We start from the raw sequence: 20923 nt of genomic DNA, 5'->3' as shown, positions 1-20923 counted from the left end.
GTTTGTCTGTCACGTTTCGCTTATATCGTTGTGCGAACTAGACTTTCCCTAGCAATCCGCTAGGAAGCCAGGCACTAGATATGGGCGCAGTATGGCGGTCCACCCCCTCTTCGGCGGGGCGCTCCAAGCGCGCCTCTGCCTCCCGTTCACCCCAAGCATCACCACCGAAGAAAGATCACCGGCTGGCTCATCGCCTGAGCCTGCTGCTGGCGGTATCGGTGCTGGCCGGTGGCGGTTACGCCGCATGGCATGAACTGCAGACCTCCCAGCTGCAATCGCGCTGGCTCAGCCGTTACGCCGCGAGCCTCGACTACCGCGTCGAGCCGGGGCCCAGCTCGACTATCCAGTTTCCCGACAACGGCCCGTTCGACCGCCGCCTGGGCTATGTACAGCTGCCGACGTTCATCGAGCGCCTGACCGAACGCGGTTTCGAGGTCGAGGCCCAGGCACGCTTTTCGCCGGCATTGCTCGACTACGCCAGCAAGGGTTTCTTTGTTCCGTACCGCGAGCAGTCGCAGGTCGGCCTGACCATCCACGATTGTCGTGGTGTGCCGCTGTACGCCAACAGCTACCCGCAGCAGTTCTATGAGACGTTCGACGACATACCGCCACCGGTGGCGCTGAGTCTGCTGTTCATCGAGGACCGCGGCCTGCTGGATGCCGATCGCCCGACCGTCAATCCGGCGGTGGACTGGCCGCGTTTCGCCAAGGCCGCCATCAGTCAGCTGGAAAAGCGCCTGGGCCTGGCCGGTCAGGCGTCCGGCGGCAGCACCCTGGCAACCCAGGTGGAGAAATACCGCCATTCGCCGGAAGGCCGTACCGGAGACCCACAGGAGAAGTTTCGCCAGATGGTCTCGGCGAGCGTGCGCACCTACCTTGAAGGACCGCAGACGCTCGCCACTCGTCAGCGCATCGTGCGTGACTACCTCAACAGCGTGCCGCTTTCCGCCGTGCCGGGGCACGGTGAAGTCCACGGAATCGCCGATGGCTTGCGCCTGTGGTATGGCGCCGACTTCAGTGAGGTCAACCGGCTGCTTGATCCGCACCACAACGCTGGCAGTGATCGTCAGGCGCAGGGGCTGGCGTTGCGTCAGGTGCTGTCGCTGCTGATCGCGCAGCGCCGTCCGTCCTACTACCTCGGCGCCGGACGGGCAGAACTGGCCACGCTTACCGACAGCCATATTCGGCTGCTGGCCGCTGGCGGCGTGATCGATTCGCCACTGCGCACCGCCGCACTCGAGCAGCAGGTCGAGTTCCGCGACCTACGGCGCGAGCCGGCGATCCGCTCGGTGGATGCCACCAAGGGCATCAGCGTGGCGCGCATGCGGCTGGCGGGCTTGCTTGGCCTGCCGCTTTACGATCTCGATCGCCTCGACCTCACCGCCAGCACACCGCTGCAGGGTGATCTGCAGGCGCAGGTCAGCGCTTACCTGGCCAGTCTGGCCGATCCGCAGGTGGCGGCCGAGGTCGGTCTGTTCGGCGAACGGATGCTCTCGCCAGAGAAAACCGCCGACGTGCGCTACAGCTTCACGCTGTTCGAGCGCAGCGAGCAGGGCTTTCGCGTAAGGGTGCAGACCGACAACACCAACCAGCCGTTCGACATCAACGAAGGCAGCAAGCTGGAACTCGGTTCCACCGCCAAGCTGCGGGTGCTGGCCACCTATCTGGAAGTGATCGCCGAGCTGCACCAGCGCTACTCGATCCTCGACGCCCAGCAGTTGCGCCGCGTCGAGGTGCGCGACCCGCTCAGTCGCTGGGCCATCGCCTACCTGGCGCAGAATGCCGATCGCAGCCTGCCGGCGATGCTCGATGCGGCCATGCAGCGCCGCTACTCGGCAAGCCCGGCCGAAAGCTTCTTCACTGGCGCCGGGCTGCACCGCTTCGGCAACTTCCGCCGCGAAGACGACAAACGCATCGCCAGCGTGCGCGACGCCCTGCGCGAATCGCTCAACCTGCCCTTCGTACGGCTGATGCGCGATCTGGTGAGCTACAGCACCCATGAGGCGATCAACAGCGCCGAGCTGCTGAAGAACGACAAGGACCCGCGCCGCCTGGAGTACCTCACCCAGTTCGCCGACCGCGAGGGGTCGGTCTTCCTGCAACGCTTCTGGCGCAAGTATCGCGGGCAGACTGCCGATCAGCGCATCGAAACCTTCCTGCAGGGCATGCGACCGACGCCGGTACGCCTGGCGGCGGTCCATCGCTACCTGATGCCCGATGCGCCGCGCTCCACTTTCGACCAGTTCCTCACCTCGCGCCTGCCGGATGCCGGACTCGACGACAAGGATCTGACCTCGCTCTACACCCGCTACGGCCCCGGCGCGTTCAGCCTGCCGGATCAGGCCTACATCGCACGCACTCATCCGCTGGACCTCTGGCTACTCGGCTACCTGATTGCACACCCTGACGCCAGCCTGTCCGAGGTAGTCGCCGCCAGCCGCGCCGAGCGCCAGGAAGTCTACGGCTGGTTGTTCCGCAGCCGGCACAAGAGCGCCCGCGACAGCCGCATCCGCATCATGCTGGAGGTGGAAGCCTTCACCGACATCCATCGACGCTGGCAGCGCCTGGGCTACCCGTTCGACAATCTGGTGCCATCCCTGGCGACCGCACTGGGCAGCTCTGGCGATCGTCCGGCGGCGCTGGCCGAACTCATGGGCATCATCCTCAATGACGGTGTGCGCCTGCCCAGCGTCCGCATCGACAGCCTGCACTTCGCCCAAGGCACGCCGTACGAAACCAGAATCGGCCTCAGCCAGGAAACCGGCGAACAGGTGATGCCACGCGAAGTCGCCGCTGCGCTGCGCGAAGCGCTCGCACTGGTGGTCGAAGGCGGTACTGCCCGCCGCTTGCAGGGCAGTTTCGTGCAGGCCGACGGCAACCCGTTGCGCGTCGGCGGCAAGACCGGTACCGGCGACAATCGCATCGATACTGTCGCGCCCGGAGGCCGTGTGATCAGTTCGCTGGCGATGAACCGCACGGCGACCCTCGTCTTCTACCTCGGACCGAACCACTTCGGCACGCTGACCGCCTACGTTCCCGGCCGAGCGGCCGACAGCTTCCGCTTCACCTCGGCGCTGCCGGTGCAGGCGCTCAAGGGCATGGCGCCGATTCTGCAGCCCTATCTGCAGACAGGCGCCGAGAGCCTTTGTCAGCCAACCCAACCGGGCCGACAGACACCAGCCGCCGTGCCGACGCAGCTGACCGCCGGGGTGCCGGGCCCGCATTAGTCCGGCCCGTCCAGCCCATTCCTTCGTGCTGTCAGGCGGTCGGACGTTGCACCGACTGCCTGCTCCGTAGTCGAACGCTGAGCCAGGCAGCAATCGCCTGCCACTGGCATCAGACAGAACGGGAGAAGCATGACTGAAGGGATCTTGCTGGCCGCCACGTTGTTCTTCGTGCTGATCAGCCTGTTACCTCACTGGGATAACCCGGTGTGGTGGGTACGCGTCTGGGAGTTTCCCAGGCTGCAGGCCAGCGCTGCGCTGTTGGTGCTGCTTGCCGCTCAAGGACTGTTGCTGAATTTCACCCAGCCTTGGCACTTCGCCCTGCCGATGCTCGGCCTGTCCTGCCTCGCCTATCAGCTGTGGTGGATCGCGCCGTACACGCGGCTCTGGCCGAAGGAGGTGCAATCCGCCCAGGCAGACGCACACCAGCCGCACATTCGCGTGATAGCGGCCAACGTACTCGCGCCAAATCGCCAGGCTTCGCGGTTGCTGGAGCTGGTGTGGCGACACCAACCGGACGTACTGGTGACGCTGGAAACCGATCACTGGTGGGAGGCGCAACTCGACGGGCTGGCCGAGCATTATCCCTACAGCATCCGCTGCCCCCTGGAGAACCTGTACGGCATGCACGTATTCTCGCGCTTGCCGCTGGAGGATCCGCAGCTACGGTTTCTCGTCGAGGCAGATGTGCCATCGATGCATGCCCGAGTGCGCGTCAGCGACGAACTGTCGGTGCGCATGCACTTTCTCCATCCGGCGCCGCCGAGCCCGACGGAGAACGCCGAGTCAACCGAACGCGATGTGGAGCTGCTGGTTGTCGCCAAAAGCCTGCAGGATGACCACGGACCGATCATCGTGACCGGCGATCTCAACGATGTCGCCTGGTCGCCCACCACCCGGCTGTTTCGCAAGATCAGCGGGCTGCTGGACCCGCGCGTGGGGCGTGGCATGTTCAACAGCTTCCACGCCAGGCTGTGCTTCATGCGCTGGCCGCTGGACCACTTCTTTCATAGCGCGCATTTCCGGCTGGTGAGCCTGACGCGCCTGCCGCGTTTCGGTTCGGATCACTTCGCGATGTTGATCGAACTGCAGTACGACCCACGCCACGCCGCCACGCAGCAGGGTCTTGAAGCCGACCGCGACGACGAGCAACTGGCGCGGGAAAAGACCGCGGACGAAGCAGCCAGCGCCGAGGACGTACCGCATCCGTAGCGGCCGGAATTAGTCGATGCCCAACAACCGCGCCTGGTTGTGCTGCGCCATCTCCTTGAGGTAGTCCCAGGTGGTGCGCATGCGGGCAAGGTCCTTGAACTCGATGGGCATCAGCATCCAGAAGGTACGGGTGAAGCTGATCTCCTCGGGTAACAGCAGTTGCAGGCGCGAATCGGCATCGGCAGAAAACGCCGGCAGGATGGCGATCCCCGCCCCCATCGCGACGGCCTCCTGCTGGGCCAACAGGCTGGTGCTGCGCAGGCCGATGGAACGGGCGTCAGCGATGCCGTCGAGAAACAGCAGCTCCTTGCTGAACAGCAGATCATCCACATAACTGACGAAGCGATGCGCGGCCAGATCTTCGCGGCTGTGGATCGGCGCGTGCTCGGCCAGATAGGCCGGCGACGCATACAGCCGCAGCACATAGTCGGTCAGCTTGGTGATGATGAACGGGCCGCGCTCCGGACGTTCCAGAGTGATCACAATGTCCGCCTCATGACGCGACAGACGCACCGCACGCGGCAGCGCCAGCAGGTCGATGTTCAGGTGCGGATAGCGCCGGCTGAGCCCGGTGAGCTGGCCCGCCAGCATCACCGTGCCGTAACCCTCGGTGGCACCGATGCGCACCTGCCCGGACAGGCCGTCACCCATGCTCGGCAGCGAATGCTCGATGGCCGCGCTGGCACTTTCCATCGCCTCCACCCGCGGCAGCAGATTGCGCCCGGCCTCGGTGAGCTTGTAGCCGCCCGGCTCACGCAGGAACAGCTGCGCGCCCATGCTCTTTTCCAGCGCCTGCAGGCGGCGCGACACGGTGGTGTGATCGACCGCCAGCCGACGCGCTGCCGTGGTCAGGCGCCCTGCCCGGGCCACCTCGAGAAAGTAACGCAGATTGTCCCAGTCCATTTTCATCACCGGTCTTTCAGTTGCTGTGCATATTTGCACAACGACTCTGCAGTCAGCCGCCTTGTACTGAGTTTTTTTGCATTGCTAGGATCAATGACAGCCCTCGCAGCTGTCCGCGAGCCAATAACAACAAACTGAGCCTAATCAGGCGGAGAGCGATATGACCGGTTCCATTCCCACCGTCAAACTGCTGATCGGCGGCGAGTTCGTCGAATCCACCACTCAGGAATGGCGCGATGTCGTCAATCCGGCAACCCAGGAAGTCCTCGCGCGCGTGCCGTTCGCCACAGCCGAGGAAATCGATCGCGCCGTCGCCAGCGCGGCTGAAGCCTTCAAGACCTGGCGCAAGACGCCGATCGGCGCGCGTGCACGCATCTTCCTCAAGTACCAGCAGCTGATCCGCGAGAACATGAAGGAGCTGGCGGCGATCCTCACCGCCGAACAGGGCAAGACCCTGGCCGATGCCGAGGGCGATGTATTCCGCGGCCTGGAAGTGGTCGAGCACGCCGCCGGCATCGGCAACCTGCAGCTCGGTGAGCTGGCCAACAACGTCGCCGCGGGCGTCGATACCTACACCCTGCTGCAGCCGCTGGGCGTCTGCGCCGGCATCACCCCGTTCAACTTCCCGGCGATGATCCCGCTGTGGATGTTCCCGATGGCCATCGCCACCGGTAACACCTTCGTTCTCAAGCCCTCCGAGCAGGACCCGATGGTCACCATGCGTCTGTGCGAACTGGCGCTGGAAGCCGGCGTGCCACCGGGCGTGCTCAACGTGGTGCACGGCGGGCCGGACGTGGTGAATGCCATCTGCGATCACCCGGATATCAAGGCGGTGTCCTTCGTTGGCTCGACCAGGGTCGGCACCCATGTCTACAACCGCGCCAGCCAGGCCGGCAAGCGCGTGCAGTGCATGATGGGCGCGAAGAACCACGCCATCGTGCTGCCCGATGCGCACAAGGAACAGACCCTCAACAACCTCGCCGGCGCCGCCTTCGGTGCGGCCGGCCAGCGCTGCATGGCGCTCTCGGTGGTGGTGCTGGTGGGTGAAGCGCAGGCCTGGATTCCCGATCTGGTGGCCAAGGCGCAGACGCTCAAGGTCAACGCCGGCGTCGAGGCCGGCACCGATGTCGGCCCGCTGGTCTCCTGCGCGGCGCTGGATCGCGTCAGCGGGTTGATCGAACGCGGCGTACGCGAAGGCGCCAAGCTGGAGCTGGACGGCCGTAACCCGAGCGTCAGCGGCTACGAGAAGGGCAACTTCGTCGGCCCGACGATCTTCTCCGGCGTCACCCGCGAGATGAGCATCTATCAGGAGGAAATCTTCGGCCCGGTGCTCTGCGTCATGGCCGCGGCGACCATGGACGAAGCCATCGCGCTGATCAACGCCAACCCCAACGGTAACGGCACCGCCATCTTCACTCGCTCCGGGGCGGCGGCGCGGCACTTCCAGGAAGAGATCGATGTGGGCCAGGTCGGCATCAACGTACCGATCCCGGTGCCGGTACCGATGTTCTCCTTCACCGGTTCGCGCGCTTCCAAGCTCGGCGACCTCGGCCCTTACGGCAAGCAGGTGGTGCAGTTCTACACCCAGACCAAGACCATCACCGAGCGCTGGTTCGATGAAAGCGAGGTCGGCGGCCCGGTCAACACCACCATCAATCTGAAGTGACATAACCCCACCGGGCCGGCGGACGCGCCGGCCCTCAAGGACGCAGAAATGACATTCGAAACCCTGCTCGTCGACATCCAGGAGCGCGTCGCGCTGATCACCCTCAACCGGCCGCAGGCGCTCAATGCGCTCAATGCGCAGCTGATCAGCGAGCTGAACCAGGCCCTGGGCCAGCTCGAGGCCGATCCGCAGATCGGCTGTATCGTGCTCACCGGCTCGGCCAAGGCCTTCGCCGCTGGCGCCGACATCAAGGAAATGGCCGAGCTGTCCTACCCGCAGGTCTATCTCGATGACCTCTTTGCCGAAGCCGATCGTATTGCCACGCGCCGCAAGCCGCTGATTGCTGCGGTCGCCGGTTATGCCCTGGGCGGCGGCTGCGAGCTGGCGTTGCTCTGCGACATGATCTTCGCCGCCGACAACGCGCGTTTCGGCCAGCCGGAAGTCAATCTCGGCGTGCTGCCGGGTATTGGCGGCACCCAGCGCCTGACCCGCGCAGTGGGCAAGGCCAAGGCCATGGACATGTGCCTGACCGGTCGCCAGATGGACGCCGCCGAAGCCGAGCGCGCCGGACTCGTCGCCCGTGTGTTCCCGGCCGACAGTCTGCTGGAGGAAACCCTGAAAGCCGCCCGGGTGATCGCCGAGAAATCCCTGCCGGCCACCATGATGATCAAGGAAAGCGTCAACCGCGCCTTCGAGACCACACTGGCCGAGGGCATCCGCTTCGAGCGTCGGGTGTTCCACGCGGTATTCGCCACCGCCGACCAAAAGGAAGGCATGGCCGCGTTCGCCGAGAAGCGCAAGCCCGAGTTCACCAATCGTTAACTTGCAGCGGGCCATAACAACAAGAGGAAACGCCATGCATATCGGATTTATCGGTTTGGGCAACATGGGTGCGCCCATGGCCCACAACCTGCTCAAGGCAGGCCACCAGCTCAGCGTCTTCGACCTCAACGCTGCAGCCGTCGAGCATCTGGTCGGTGCCGGCGCGCTGCCGGTCGACACGCCGACTGCCATCGCCCAGGGCAACGCCGAGCTGATCATCACCATGCTGCCGGCTGCACCCCACGTGAAAAGCGTGTACCTGGGCGAGAGCGGCCTGATCGTCAACAGCCGCCCGGGTGTGATGCTGATCGACTGCTCCACCATCGACCCGCACAGCGCCCGCGAAGTGGCCAAGGCCGCCGCCGAGCATGGCAACCCGATGCTCGACGCACCGGTTTCGGGCGGCACCGGCGGGGCGGCAGCCGGCACCCTGACTTTTATGGTCGGCGGCAGCGATGCAGACTTCGAACGCGCACAGCCGATCCTCGCGGCGATGGGCAAGAACATCGTGCACTGCGGTGCAGCCGGTAACGGTCAGGTGGCCAAGGTCGCCAACAACATGCTGCTGGGCATCTCCATGATCGGCGTCGCCGAAGCCATGGCGCTGGGCGTTGCGCTGGGCATGGATGCCAAGACCCTGGCCGGCGTGATCAACACCTCCAGCGGCCGCTGCTGGAGTTCCGACACCTACAACCCCTTCCCCGGCGTACTGGACAACGTCCCGGCGTCACGCGGCTACAGCGGCGGCTTCGGCAGCGACCTGATGCTCAAGGACCTCGGCCTGGCCACCGAGGCAGCCAAGCAGGTGCGCCAGCCGGTAATCCTCGGCGCCCTCGCCCAGCAGCTTTACCAGAGCTTCAGCGCCCAGGGCCATGGCGGCCTCGACTTCTCGGCGATCATCAATCAGTACCGCAAGGACACTTGAACATGAGTGCAACCGAACGCCCCGTACTGGCCGCCGTGCGCAATCACGTTGGTCACCTCACCCTCAACCGCCCGGCTGGGCTCAACGCAGTCAATCTGGAGATGGTCCGCCTGCTCCAGCAGCAGCTCGGCGCCTGGGCAGCCGATCCGCAGATCCATGCCGTGGTGCTGCGGGCCAATGGCGAAAAAGCCTTCTGCGCCGGCGGTGACATCCGCTCGCTGTACGACAGCTTCCAGCGCGGCGACACCGAGCACGAAACCTTCTTCGAGGAGGAATACGCCCTCGACCAGTACATCCACGCCTATCCAAAACCGCTGCTGGCGCTGATGGATGGCTTCGTCCTCGGCGGCGGCATGGGCCTGGCCCAGGGTGCATCGCTGCGCGTGATCACCGAGCGCGTGCGCATGGGCATGCCGGAAGTCGGAATCGGCTACTTTCCGGATGTCGGCGGCAGCTATTTCCTCTCGCGTCTGCCGGGAGAACTGGGCACCTACATGGGCGTCACCGGCTTGCCGATCCGTGCCGCCGACGCACTCTACGTCGGTCTGGCCGACTGGTGCATCAGCCACGATCAGATCGCCGAACTGGATCGCTGCCTCGACCACATGAGCTGGACGATCCATCCGCAGGAGGCGCTGCGCACGTTGGTGGCGACGCTGGGCACCAGCAAGCTGCCGGGTTCGGAGCTGAAGGCCTTGCACCAGGCCATCGACGAGCACTTCGCCAAGACCGATGTGCAGGCCATTCGCGCCTCACTGGCGGCCGAATCCCGCAGCGAATTCAGTGACTGGACCGAGGAAACGCTCAAGGTGCTCGACAGCCGCTCACCCCTGGCGATGTGCGTGACCCTGGCAATGCTGCGCCGTGGTCGCGAGCTACCCTTGCCTGACTGCTTTGCCCTCGAGTTGCACCTGGACCGCCAGTGGTTCGCCAAGGGCGACATCATGGAGGGCGTGCGCGCGTTGATCATCGACAAGGACAAGTCGCCGCGCTGGAATCCGCCCACGCTGGCAGAGGTCACGCCGGAGCGCGTCCAGGCGTTCTTCGACGGCTTCAAGGCCACAACCGGCAAGGCACGTCGCAGCGCAACCGCCTGAAGACTCTTTGGCAGCACAACAACAAGAAGAGAACGCGCAATGCATGACCTCGAACTCAGCGAAGACCAACGCATGATCCGCGACATGGCGCGCGACTTCGCCCGCCGTGAGATCGCGCCCAACGCGCAAGCCTGGGAGAAGGCCGGCTGGATCGACGACGCCCTGGTCGCCCAGATGGGCGAGCTCGGCCTGCTCGGTATGGTCGTCCCGGAACAATGGGGCGGCAGCTATATCGACTACGTCGCCTACGCCCTGGCCGTGGAGGAAATCTCCGCCGGCGACGGCGCCACCGGCGCGCTGATGAGCATCCACAACTCGGTGGGCTGCGGCCCGGTGCTGAACTATGGCTCGCAGGCGCAGAAGGACGAATGGCTGGCGGAGCTGGCCAGCGGCCGCGCCATCGGCTGCTTCGCCCTCACCGAACCGCAAGCCGGTTCCGAGGCGCACAACCTGCGTACCCGCGCCGAACTGGCGGACGGCCAGTGGGTGCTCAACGGCAGCAAGCAGTTCTGCAGCAACGCCAAGCGGGCGAAGTTGGCCATCGTCTTCGCGGTGACTGATCCGGACCTTGGCAAGAAGGGACTTTCCGCCTTTCTGGTGCCCACCGACACCCCCGGCTTCGCGGTGGAACGCAGCGAACACAAGATGGGCATCCGCGCCTCGGACACCTGCGCGGTCTCGCTCAGCGACTGCCGCATCCCACAGGAAAACCTGCTCGGTGAACGTGGCAAGGGCCTCGCCATCGCCCTATCGAACCTCGAAGGCGGGCGTATCGGCATCGGCGCGCAAGCCCTGGGTATCGCCCGTGCGGCCTTCGAAGCCGCCCTGCTCTATGCCCGCGAGCGCGTGCAGTTCGGCAAGCCGATCGCCGAGCACCAAAGCATCGCCAACATGCTCGCCGACATGCAGACCCAGCTGAACGCCGCACGCCTGCTGATCCTGCATGCCGCCAGACTGAAGAGCGCCGGCCTGCCCTGCCTGTCCGAAGCCTCCCAGGCCAAGCTGTTCGCTTCGGAAATGGCGGAGAAAGTCTGTTCGCTGGCGGTGCAGATCCACGGCGGCTACGGCTACCTCGAGGATTATCCGGTCGAGCGTTACTACCGCGATGCGCGGATCACGCAGATCTACGAAGGCTCCAGCGAGATCCAGAGGTTGCTGATTGCCCGCGAGCTGGCCAACTACCCGCTCTGACGGCCTTCGCCGCCGGCTGCGTCCGCGCCGCTCAGGGGGGCGCCCGACCGGCCGTGACGGACAGAAAATCGGAAAGCAAAAAGCACGAAGGGGGAGCCGATGGCTCCCCCTTCAAAGAGGTCTTGCGTTGTTTTTCTTCTGCTGACGGACTTGTTGTTTTTTTTCGAAGCCCGGTCGGACCTCACGGTCCACTAGCAGTCCCACACCCAGGGACTTAAAGAACAAACGGATTATTTTGGTCGCTGATGTTGCCACCGCCCTTGCGGGCTCAACCGGTTCTGGAGCTGCCTCAGGGCAGTTTTGTTGTTCTCGGTCCGGTCGACAGGAAACCTGTCGGGCAATTCCTCTCCAAAAGAATCAGTTTGCTACGCCTCCACGTGCTTGTTTTTATTGTGTCGGAGCCGTTACGTGTTGTTTTTGTTATGGAATTGAGCGTTCTTGTTTTTGTTGTACAGGAGATAAAGCAGTAGCCGTGCCAACTTTATAAACTCCTTTATTTTCAACGGCTTGTGTTTTTCATGAGTCACCTATCGAACGAAAACAGCCACGAAGACGTTACCGTGCGCCCCACACACCGTTACGGCAGCGGCCAGCAGTAACATCGAAGCAGGGTCCCAAGTGTAGGCACCGTAACGCGAGCGCCGCAGCGCGGCTGGGTACGGTCAGCGTCGGAAGCGAGAAAAACCACGGCGACTGCAGGGGAATCCCGCTGTCGCCGCAGTCTTCGCGCAAACCACAGCACGGCACGTTTGCATGCTGGGTTCTGTAGCCTAGATATCCGCCAGCAATGCTTCTTCCTGACGTTTGGCGAACAGATCGGAAGCGGCAATCGCCAATAGCGGCACCAGACCGACATTGAGGGCCACACTCCAAGATCCGATCAGGCCAACAAACAACATTCCAGCCACAACAATGGCAGCGATGCAATGCGCACAGAAACGGCACAACTCGAGTGCAACTACAGGCTCGTTGTTATTGTTCATGTCTGACTCCCCTCTTGTTGTTGTAATAATTGGCATCTGATTCAAGGGTAGCCAGCTCTCGTGCCGACGCAATGCAACCCGACGCGCGGCACGTCTAGGGCGAGCGTTGCAGCCTTGCGACAAGAAATACAAGCCGCCGCCGCGATGAGCTACTTTCACTGGTACGAGGCGCGCACGGAATTTACACCGGAGCCGAGGATCGCGCGGGCCGGGTTACAGCCAATCAATAAGTTAAGAAAACATTGCGACACGGCGAACAACCTGTCGCTATACAGCGGCCAAACTTCGACACTATCGGCGACATCCAAACGATTGCAGCCAGAAGTAACCAGCGGCATGACTCATTAATCTCTACAGCTTAATTAATTGTTTCGCCTTCTTAATAAATCTAAGCGTCAGCCACTACTGCAATACGCTCTTCAAAGCCCTGCTGGCAGCCCCTCTAGTTCTCGTTCGCTGCGGTGCGGTGCGGATCAATCCCAGCGACCGTCGGTATCCGCCACTCGCAACGTGCGCCGCGCCTTGCCGGGAGTACGCGAGAAGCGCGGTGCTGGCGCCGCCTGGAGCAGGCCGTCGAGATTCTCATAGACCCCACGCTGGCGCAGGTGCACGTGCTGCGCCGCTTCGGCCAGCGGCAGCACAGGCGCGAAGCAGGCGTCGGTGCCTTCCAGCAGGGCGCACCATTCGGCCTGGGTGCGGCGGGCAAACAGGTGTGCCAGCGCGGCGCCCTGCTCTGGCCATGCCGCAGCATCCGCGCAGCCATCCTGAAGCGGCTCCGGCGCACCGATACGCTGGAGCAGTTCGCCCCAAAACTGCGGTTCCAGCGCGCCGACGGCGATCTCGCGACCGTCGGCACAGACGTAACAGCGATAATTGGGTGCCGCTCCGCCCAGCAGGTTGCGTTCGCGCTGCATGTCGATACGCCCACTGGGCAGCAGCCCGGCGAAGAAGGTCATCAGCGACGACACGCCATCGACAATAGCCGCATCGATCACCTGGCCCTGGCCGGAGCGTTCGCGCTCCCATAGCGCGGCGAGAATGCCCACTGCGAGATACAGCGAGCCGCCGCCGAAGTCGCCGACCAGATTCAGCGGTGGCACCGCCGGGCCGCTCTCGCCACGGATCGCCGCCAGCGCACCGGTCAGCGCGATGTAATTGATGTCGTGCCCGGCCGCCTTGGCCAGCGGCCCGGTCTGACCCCAGCCGGTCATGCGGCCGTAGATCAGCCGCGGGTTGCGCGCCAGCAGCTCGTCCGGTCCCAGGCCCAGCCGCTCCATGACGCCCGGACGAAAACCCTCGATCAGCACGTCGGCGCCTTGCGCCAGTTCCACGCAGCGCGCCCGCCCGGCATCGTTGCGGATATCCAGCGTCATCACCTTGCGGCCGCGATCGACCACTGGGTTCGACCATCCCGTACCGCCCTCGCGGTCGATACGCAGCACCTCGGCGCCCATGTCCGCCAGTAGCATCGCGCAATGCGGTCCGGGACCGATGCCGGCGAACTCCAGCACGCGCAGGCCACACAGCGGCCCCTGACGATTCTGCTCGGCCTCGCTCATACATCGTCCTCGTTCCTGGCTGCCGCAGGCGCCCCGCTTCGATTCGAGAGCGCTGTGCGGCGGCGACTACTGGTTCACCGCATTCAGCTGGTTCTCGACAAGGTGGTTACGGTAACGCTCGCGTAACACCTTCTTGTCGATCTTGCCGGTGGCGGTCAGCGGCACCGCATCGAAGATCACCGCGTCTGGCATCCACCACTTGACGATGTTCGGCTCCAGATGGGCGAGGATCTTGTCCACCGTGACCTCGGTATCGCCGTGTGGTTCGACCACCAGCACCGGGCGCTCCTCCCACTTCGGATGGAACACACCGACCACCGCGGCCACCTTCACCCCGGGACAGGCGGCGGCGACGTTCTCGATGTCGATGGAGCTGACCCACTCGCCGCCGGACTTGATCACGTCCTTGCTGCGGTCGGTGATGCGCATGAAGCCATCAGCATCCAGGGTGGCGATGTCGCCGGTGTCGAACCAGCCATCCTCATCGAGCGCGCTGACTTCGCTGCGGTAGTAACGCTCGACCGTCCACGGGCCGCGCACCTTGAGGCTGCCGGAACTGACGCCATCACGCGGTAAATCACGCCCATGCTCGTCCACCACCTTGAGCTCGATGCCGAACTGCAGACGGCCCTGCCGCGTCCAGATGGTGTCGTTAGTGGCCTGCTGGCCGCGTTCGGCGAGCTTGGGGGTCGGCGTCGCGACCACACCCAGCGGGCTGGTCTCGGTCATGCCCCAGAGCTGGCAGACCGCAACGCCGTACTTGGTCTGGAAGGTTTCGGCCATCGCCCGCGGCACGGCGGAGCCGCCGATCACCAGCCGTGCCAGGCTGCCGGAATCCTCGCCGCTGCGTTCCAGATGGGCGAGGTACATGGTCCAGATGGTTGGCACCCCGCCGGACAGGGTCACGCCTTCGCTCTTGATGAGCTCCTGCAGGCTCGCGCCGTCCATCTTGTCGCATGGCAGCACGAACTTGCAGCCGTTGATCGCCGCAGCGAACGGCAGGCCCCAGGCAGTACCGTGATACAGCGACGAGCACGGCATGATGCAATCGAAGGCAGACAGGCCGAACGCGCCGGACAACCCAGCGGCCATCGCATGCAGGACCACCGAGCGATGGCTGTAGAGCACGCCCTTGGGATCGCCGGTGGTACCGGAGGTGTAGCAGAGCACTGCACCGGCGTTCTCGTCGAACTGCGGCCAGTCCAACGGCTGCCCGGCTGCAATCAACGCCTCGTAGCCCTGCACGTCGGGAAGGTCCGCCTTTGGCTGGGTTGCCAGCTCGATGAAATGCCGGATATTGCCCAGACGGGGCCGCAGCCTGGCGACGCATTCGGCGAAGCTGCTGTCGAACATCAGTACCTGACTGCCGGCATGGTTGATGGTGTAGACGATCTGTTCGTCGGACAGCCGCGGATTGGCCGTATGCAGCACGGCTCCAATGCCGGGCACGGCGAAGAACAGCTCGTAATGACGGTGGGTGTTCCACGCCAGCGACGACACACAGTCGCCCGGGCCGATGCCGAGTGATTTCAGCATGGTGGCGGCACGTGCCGCGCGGGCAGCAAGGCCGGCGTAGTCGTAGCGCCACAGCGGCTCATCGACCAGCCGCGAGACGATCTCGCGGTCACCGTGCGCACCGGCCGCGTGGGCGAGAATGCTGCTGATCAACAGGGGAGCGTTCTGCATCAAACCTGGTTGCATGTTTCCTACCTCATCTTGTTTTTATTGTCGAAGTGCCGGTCGAGGAAACGGCGTTCTACCGGCATCACGTGCTACAGCATGGCTACCCCATCGCCTGAGAAGGCACGGGTGATAGTCAGTTCGGCCCTCCGAGGTTGCGTGCGATCACCAGGCGCTGGATGTCACTGGTGCCCTCGTAGATCTGGCAGACACGCACGTCGCGGTAGATGCGTTCCACTGGGAAGTCAGCCAGATAACCGTAGCCACCCAGAGTCTGGATCGCCGCCGAGCAGACCTTTTCCGCCATCTCGGAGGCGAACAGCTTGGCCATAGAAGCTTCCACCAACGCCGGCCGCCCGGCTTCGCGCAGCGCGGCGGCGTGATGCACCATCTGCCGCGCCACGGCGATCTGCGTCGCCATGTCGGCCAGTCGGAAGGCCACCGCCTGGTGCTCGATGATCGGCTTGCCGAAGGTTTCGCGCTCCCGGGCGTAGTCGCGCGCCGCCTCGAATGCCGCCCGCGCCATGCCGACCGCCTGGGCGGCGATACCGATGCGTCCGCCTTCCAGGTTGGCCAGGGCAATGCGGTAGCCCTCGCCCTCCTCGCCCAGTCGGTTGGCCACCGGTACACGCAGGTCTTCGAAGGCGATCTGGCAGGTGTCGGACGCGTGCTGGCCGAGCTTGTCCTCGACGCGTACCACCTGATAACCGGAACTGTCAGTTGGCACGATGAAGGCACTGATACCGCGCTTGCCAGCCTCCGGGTCGGTCACCGCAAAGACGATCACCGTGCCGGCGTGTTTGCCGGAGGTGATGAACTGCTTGGCGCCGTTGAGCACATATTGGTCACCGTCGCGCCGGGCGCGAGTACGCAAACTGCTGGCATCGGAGCCGGCCTGCGGTTCGGTCAGGGCGAACGCGCCGATCTGCTCACCGCGCGCCAGCGGCATAAGGAAGTCGCGCTTCTGCTGCTCGGTGCCAAAACGCAGGATCGGTACGCAGCCCACTGAATTGTGCACGCTCATGATGGTCGAGCAGGCACCGTCGCCGGCGGCAATCTCCTCCAGCGCCATGGCGTATGCCAGGTAACCGGTGTCACTGCCGCCCCACTGCTCCGGCACCAGCATGCCGAAGAAGCCGAGCGCGGCCATCTCGCCGATCGCCTCAGCCGGATAACGGTGCTCGCGGTCCCACTGCTCGGCGAAGGGTTTCAGTCGCTCCTGAGCGAACTGCCGCGCCATCTCGCCGATGCTGGTCTGCTCTTCATTTGGCAGCATGCGGCCTCCTTACAGCAGTTCAACCGCCATGGCCGTGGCCTCGCCACCGCCAATGCAGATCGCCGCCACGCCGCGTCGCAAGCCGCGCGCACGCAGGGCTGCCAGCAGCGTAACCAGGATGCGTGCGCCGGAGGCGCCAACCGGATGCCCCAGTGCACAGGCGCCGCCGTTGACGTTGACCTTGGCATGATCCAGCCCCAGCTCGCGCATGGCGACCATCGCCACCACGGCGAAGGCCTCGTTGATCTCGAACAGGTCAACCTCATCGAGGCGCCAGCCGGTGCGCTCCATCAGCTTGCGGATCGCCCCAATCGGCGCGGTGGTGAACAAATTCGGTGCATCGGCATAAGCCGCGTGACCGTGGATCACCGCTTGCGGCTGCAGGCCCCAGCGCTCGGCCTCGGAGCGGCGCATCAGCAGCAGCGCAGCGGCGCCGTCGGAAATCGAACTGGAGTTCGCGGCGGTCACCGTACCGCCCTCGCGGAACGCCGGCTTCAGGCTCGGAATCTTCTCCGGCATCGCCTTGGGCGGCTGCTCATCGTCACGCACCAGTCGCTGCTGCCGACCCTGGGTGACTTCCAGGGTGACGATTTCCTCGGCGAAACGGCCTTCGCTGATCGCCGCCTGCGCCCGGTGCAGCGACTCGAGCGCATAGGCGTCCTGCGCTTCGCGACTGAAGCCGAAAGTATCAGCGCACTCTTCGGCGAACGAGCCCATCAGGCGACCCTTGTCGAAGGAATCCTCGAGGCCGTCGAGAAACATGTGATCGAGCACGCGGCCATGTCCCATGCGGTAACCGCCACGGGCGCGGTCGAGCAGGTACGGGGCGTTGCTCATGCTCTCCATGCCGCCGGCGACGACGATGTCGGAGCTGCCCGCGAGCAGCTGGTCATGCGCCAGGATCACCGTCTGCATGCCTGAGCCGCACATCTTGTTCAGCGTGGTGCAGGTGGTGGCGCGGGTCAGCCCGGCGCCCAGCGCCGCCTGGCGTGCCGGAGCCTGCCCCTGTCCGGCCGGCAGCACACAGCCCATCAGCACGTCCTGGACGTTCTCCGGCGGCAGCCCGCTGCGCTCCACCGCTGCGCGGATGGCAGCCGCGCCAAGCTGCGGAGCGGTCATGCCCAGCAGGTCACCCTGGAAGCCGCCCATCGGCGTGCGCGCGCTGCTGACGATTACGATCGGATCATCTTTCATCTTTGTTTCCTTCATTTGGCGGCCATGCGCAAGGCGCCGTCGAGACGGATCACCTCGCCGTTTAGCATGCTGTTTTCGAAGATGTGCCGCACCAGCGCGGCGTATTCGGACGGACGGCCCAGCCGCGGCGGGAACGGTACGCCCGCGGCCAGCGAGTCGCGGATTTCCTGGGTCATGCCGGCCATCATCGGCGTCTCGAACACGCCGGGGGCGATGGTCATCACGCGGATACCGAAGCGCGCCAGCTCGCGGGCGGCCGGCAAGGTCAGGCTGACGACGCCGCCCTTGGACGCGGCATAGGCTGCCTGGCCGATCTGTCCGTCGAAGGCCGCGATGGAAGCTGTATTGATGATCACGCCGCGCTCGCCGTTGGCGTCCGGAGCGTTCTCGGCCATTGCCTCGGCGGCCAAGCGCAACATGTTGAAGCTGCCGATCAGGTTGATGCCGACGATACGACTGAAGCTATCGAGGCTATGCGGGCCGTTGCGACCGAGAACCTTCTCGCCGCCGGCGACACCGGCGCAATTGACCAGTCCGTGCAGCCCGCCGAAGTGTTCGCGAGCGACGGCGACCGCATGACGCGCGGTCGCCTCGTCACGGATGTCGGCTGCGACGCCAAGGGCATTGGGCCCCAGCGCTTGCGCCGTGGCGTGGGCGGCGGCTTCATCCAGGTCGGCCAATACCACCTTGCCGCCCGCTTCGACCAGCGCCTGCGCAGCGGCAGCACCCAGGCCGGAGGCGCCGCCGGTAATGAGGAATACGTTGCCCTGAACCTGCATGGCTCTCTCCCGTGTTTGTTGTTGTTCGGTGCGAAGCCGGGATCATCTTTAGACAGCTACACGAGAGCGGCAATGGTCGATGCTCTCAACCTGCCTGACCGTTTTGGCCAATGGCAAAAGGCAAGCACACCGACAGTTCCAGCACCGTCAGCGGTAACGATGCACGCGGAGGGCAACGCTGGGAGGTACCGCCAGAAGGCTCAGCGCCGTTCCGGCGCCAGGATGAGATTGCGGTAGTGGCCGGGATTGATCCCGGTCCACTTGCGAAATGCCTTGTAGAACGAGCTGACGTCGGCAAAGCCCAGTCGCTCGGCAATTTCGCCGTAGCTGATGGCGGCATCGGCCAACCATTCGGTGGCCATGTCCTGACGCAGCCCGTCCTTGATGGCCTGATAGGGTTGCCCCACTTCTGCCAGACGGCGACGCAGCGTCGACGCGGACATGCACAGCGCCTGCGCCAGCGTCTCACCGTCCGGCCAGCGCTCGGCCGGCAGGCTGCGTAGATGTTGCTTGATGCGACTGGCGAGACTGGAATGGTCGCGATAGCGCACCAGAATGTTCGCCGGAGCTTCGGCGAGAAAGCTGCGTAGCTCCGCCTCGCTGCGGCGGATCGGCAGGTCGAGCACCTCGGCGGCAAAAATGAGGCGTGTCGATGACCTGCCGAAGCGCAGGTTGTCGGAGAACATCACCCGATAGTCGTCGGTGTAATCCGGCTCGTCACAGCGCAGCTCGACCGCCAGCAGCGGGATGCGTCGCCCCACCAGCCAGCAGGCCAGGCCGTGCAGGAGCATCCAGAAGGTGAAGTAGCAGAACGCACGCGCCGGCTCGGCGTTGCGCTCACGCAGCACCACCTCAGCCAGGCTCTGGCTGCGGATCAGTTTGCCGCGGAAATTTTCCAACGCCAGACCGAAGAAGCTCAACGCCTGCTGCATGGCCTTTTCCAGTGTGGGTTGCTGGATACAGCAGCGGCTGATGAAGACGAAACTGCCCGAGCGTAGCCGGCGCGGGTCCATACCGAACAGCTCATCGTCGAAACGTTCGGCCAGGCCCAGCCAGAGCCGCTTGTAATCGCGCACGTCGACACGACCGGCCAGATCCTGCAGGCAGGCTGGATCGAATCCCAACTCGGTCAGCAGCTGCTCGGCCGACAGCCCCGGACGTACGAAGCCGAGCAGCGCCTCATGCACCAGCCGCACGGAGATGCTGTCTCTGTGCGTGCCCACGGTGGCATGCCTGTGCGGCGTTGAGGATTGGTTATTAGCCATGCGCGTGGCCGGCTCCTTGTGCAGAACGCAGCGGCCATGATTGTCCAGCCGCCTGCGGTTTTCCAACCCGCCAGCGCATCACATCCAGCCCAGGGTCAGGCCCATCACCATCAGATAGCGCGCAGTCTTGGCCAGCGTGACGATCAGCAGGAAGCTCCACAGCGGCTCGCGCATCACCCCGGCAATCAGCGTCAACGGATCACCAATGACCGGCATCCAGCTGAGCAGTAACGTCCAGCGCCCGTAGCGGTGATAGTGCTGCTGGGCTTTGAGCATCTGTCGCTGGCTGACGGGAAACCAGCGCCGATGGCGGAAGTGCTCGACGTAGCGGCCCAGCAGCCAGTTCACCAGCGAACCCAGGACATTGCCAACGCTGGCTACGGCCACCAGGCCCCACACGGCATAGCGCTCGGATAGCAGCAAGCCGGCCAGCAGCGCCTCGGACTGCATCGGCAGCAGCGTTGCGGCGCCGAATGCCGCCAGGAAAAGTCCCAGATATCCGGAAAGCTCCCACATCGATCACTAGCACCTGTCGGCCTCGCTCGGCCGCGCAGTATGCACGCAATGGCGCACTCTTTGCCCTTCGACAAGCATGACGCGCGCCGAACTGCCTACCATCGCCGGGCCGGTTACGGCTGCAGCAGCCCGCTCACATCTCGTTGATGCGCCCGACCTGCTGTGCCAGCCGCATCGTCTCGTGCTCTTCCAATTGCAGCAGGTCATCGGCCAGCGACCGTGCGCCATCGATGTCGGCTCGCCGGGCCAGCGAGCGGTAGAGATCGAGGACCTGATTGTGCACATCGAAGATCTCGCGGGAGATTTCGTCGACGTCCATGTTCTCGTAGGGCTTGCACGCCTGGTTCGGTAATACCGGAGTACGCGCCAGATAGTCGTAGATCCAGGTGTGCAGCGCCTTCGGATCGGCGTGCTGTTCGATCTTGCCGATGGTTTCCGCCAGCGCCCGCTCGTGATCGGCGAGATAGACCAGCAGCCACTTTGCGCGGGTCTCCGCGTGCCTGTCGGAGCTGTGCGCCATGCACCTGGCCAGCAGGCCGTGTGTCTCGCGCGTCCAGTCGATCAGGTCTTCGAAGCGTTCGATTTTCATGGCGCTTTTCTCCGGCCGTTGCGGTCAGCAGTTTCTTTCAGG

At 64.6% G+C, this 20923-nt stretch carries 17 protein-coding genes; 7 read left to right on the top strand and 10 right to left on the bottom strand.

Features of this window, described 5'->3' with window-relative positions:
• Positions 1-80 precede the first annotated feature (80 nt).
• Positions 81-3227: a transglycosylase domain-containing protein gene (locus N8H22_RS04275; protein WP_264589390.1), complete on the top strand. Its 3147-nt coding sequence runs from the start codon at positions 81-83 to the stop codon at positions 3225-3227.
• Positions 3228-3356: 129 nt separating this feature from the next.
• Positions 3357-4436: an endonuclease/exonuclease/phosphatase family protein gene (locus N8H22_RS04270; RefSeq protein WP_264589389.1), complete on the top strand. Its 1080-nt coding sequence runs from the start codon at positions 3357-3359 to the stop codon at positions 4434-4436.
• A gap of 9 nt (positions 4437-4445) precedes the next feature.
• Here N8H22_RS04270 and N8H22_RS04265 read toward each other — a convergent pair whose 3' ends face one another.
• Positions 4446-5339 carry a LysR family transcriptional regulator gene (locus N8H22_RS04265; protein ID WP_264589820.1) on the bottom strand — a complete coding sequence of 298 codons (894 nt, stop codon included), beginning with the start codon at positions 5337-5339 and terminating at the stop codon, positions 4446-4448.
• Between the two features lie 160 nt (positions 5340-5499).
• Between N8H22_RS04265 and N8H22_RS04260 the strand changes: the two genes are divergently transcribed.
• The 5 genes from N8H22_RS04260 to N8H22_RS04240 are packed head-to-tail and all read left to right on the top strand — an operon-like array spanning position 5500 to position 11040.
• On the top strand, positions 5500-7005 hold the full coding sequence (locus N8H22_RS04260; RefSeq protein WP_264589388.1) for a CoA-acylating methylmalonate-semialdehyde dehydrogenase: 1506 nt from the start codon (positions 5500-5502) through the stop codon (positions 7003-7005).
• Positions 7006-7053: 48 nt separating this feature from the next.
• The gene (locus N8H22_RS04255) at positions 7054-7827 is read left to right on the top strand and encodes an enoyl-CoA hydratase (protein ID WP_264589387.1); all 774 of its coding nucleotides are present in this window, start codon (positions 7054-7056) and stop codon (positions 7825-7827) included.
• Positions 7828-7861: 34 nt separating this feature from the next.
• Positions 7862-8752, top strand: a complete 891-nt coding sequence (gene mmsB, locus N8H22_RS04250) for a 3-hydroxyisobutyrate dehydrogenase (protein WP_264589386.1) — start codon at positions 7862-7864, stop codon at positions 8750-8752.
• 2 nt (positions 8753-8754) lie between these two features.
• Complete coding sequence (locus N8H22_RS04245) at positions 8755-9849, top strand: enoyl-CoA hydratase/isomerase family protein (protein WP_264589385.1); 1095 nt, start codon at positions 8755-8757, stop codon at positions 9847-9849.
• Between the two features lie 39 nt (positions 9850-9888).
• On the top strand, positions 9889-11040 hold the full coding sequence (locus N8H22_RS04240; RefSeq protein ID WP_264589384.1) for an acyl-CoA dehydrogenase family protein: 1152 nt from the start codon (positions 9889-9891) through the stop codon (positions 11038-11040).
• A 770-nt stretch (positions 11041-11810) separates the two neighbouring features.
• Here N8H22_RS04240 and N8H22_RS04235 read toward each other — a convergent pair.
• From N8H22_RS04235 to N8H22_RS04195, 9 genes are all read right to left on the bottom strand, one after another.
• On the bottom strand, positions 11811-12023 hold the full coding sequence (locus tag N8H22_RS04235) for a hypothetical protein (RefSeq protein WP_264589383.1): 213 nt from the start codon (positions 12021-12023) through the stop codon (positions 11811-11813).
• A gap of 473 nt (positions 12024-12496) precedes the next feature.
• A complete protein-coding gene (locus N8H22_RS04230; RefSeq protein WP_264589382.1) occupies positions 12497-13582 on the bottom strand; it encodes a CaiB/BaiF CoA-transferase family protein in 1086 nt (361 codons plus the stop codon).
• A gap of 66 nt (positions 13583-13648) precedes the next feature.
• Positions 13649-15268, bottom strand: a complete 1620-nt coding sequence (locus N8H22_RS04225) for a long-chain fatty acid--CoA ligase (protein ID WP_264589381.1) — start codon at positions 15266-15268, stop codon at positions 13649-13651.
• A 130-nt stretch (positions 15269-15398) separates the two neighbouring features.
• Positions 15399-16538 carry an acyl-CoA dehydrogenase gene (locus tag N8H22_RS04220; RefSeq protein ID WP_264589380.1) on the bottom strand — a complete coding sequence of 380 codons (1140 nt, stop codon included), beginning with the start codon at positions 16536-16538 and terminating at the stop codon, positions 15399-15401.
• 9 nt (positions 16539-16547) lie between these two features.
• Positions 16548-17732, bottom strand: a complete 1185-nt coding sequence (locus tag N8H22_RS04215; RefSeq protein ID WP_264589379.1) for an acetyl-CoA C-acyltransferase — start codon at positions 17730-17732, stop codon at positions 16548-16550.
• 11 nt (positions 17733-17743) lie between these two features.
• The gene (locus N8H22_RS04210) at positions 17744-18511 is read right to left on the bottom strand and encodes an SDR family NAD(P)-dependent oxidoreductase (protein ID WP_264589378.1); all 768 of its coding nucleotides are present in this window, start codon (positions 18509-18511) and stop codon (positions 17744-17746) included.
• Positions 18512-18711: 200 nt separating this feature from the next.
• Positions 18712-19776: an AraC family transcriptional regulator gene (locus N8H22_RS04205; protein ID WP_264589377.1), complete on the bottom strand. Its 1065-nt coding sequence runs from the start codon at positions 19774-19776 to the stop codon at positions 18712-18714.
• Between the two features lie 78 nt (positions 19777-19854).
• Positions 19855-20292 (bottom strand): YqaA family protein, encoded by a 438-nt coding sequence (locus tag N8H22_RS04200; protein WP_264589376.1) that lies wholly within the window; start codon positions 20290-20292, stop codon positions 19855-19857.
• Between the two features lie 133 nt (positions 20293-20425).
• On the bottom strand, positions 20426-20881 hold the full coding sequence (locus tag N8H22_RS04195; protein ID WP_264589375.1) for an ATPase: 456 nt from the start codon (positions 20879-20881) through the stop codon (positions 20426-20428).
• Between the last annotated feature and the right edge of the window lie 42 nt (positions 20882-20923).

The sequence above is a fragment of the Stutzerimonas sp. S1 genome (genome assembly GCF_025966695.1).
Taxonomy (GTDB): domain Bacteria; phylum Pseudomonadota; class Gammaproteobacteria; order Pseudomonadales; family Pseudomonadaceae; genus Stutzerimonas.
This window is presented reverse-complemented; position numbering and strand designations above follow the sequence as displayed.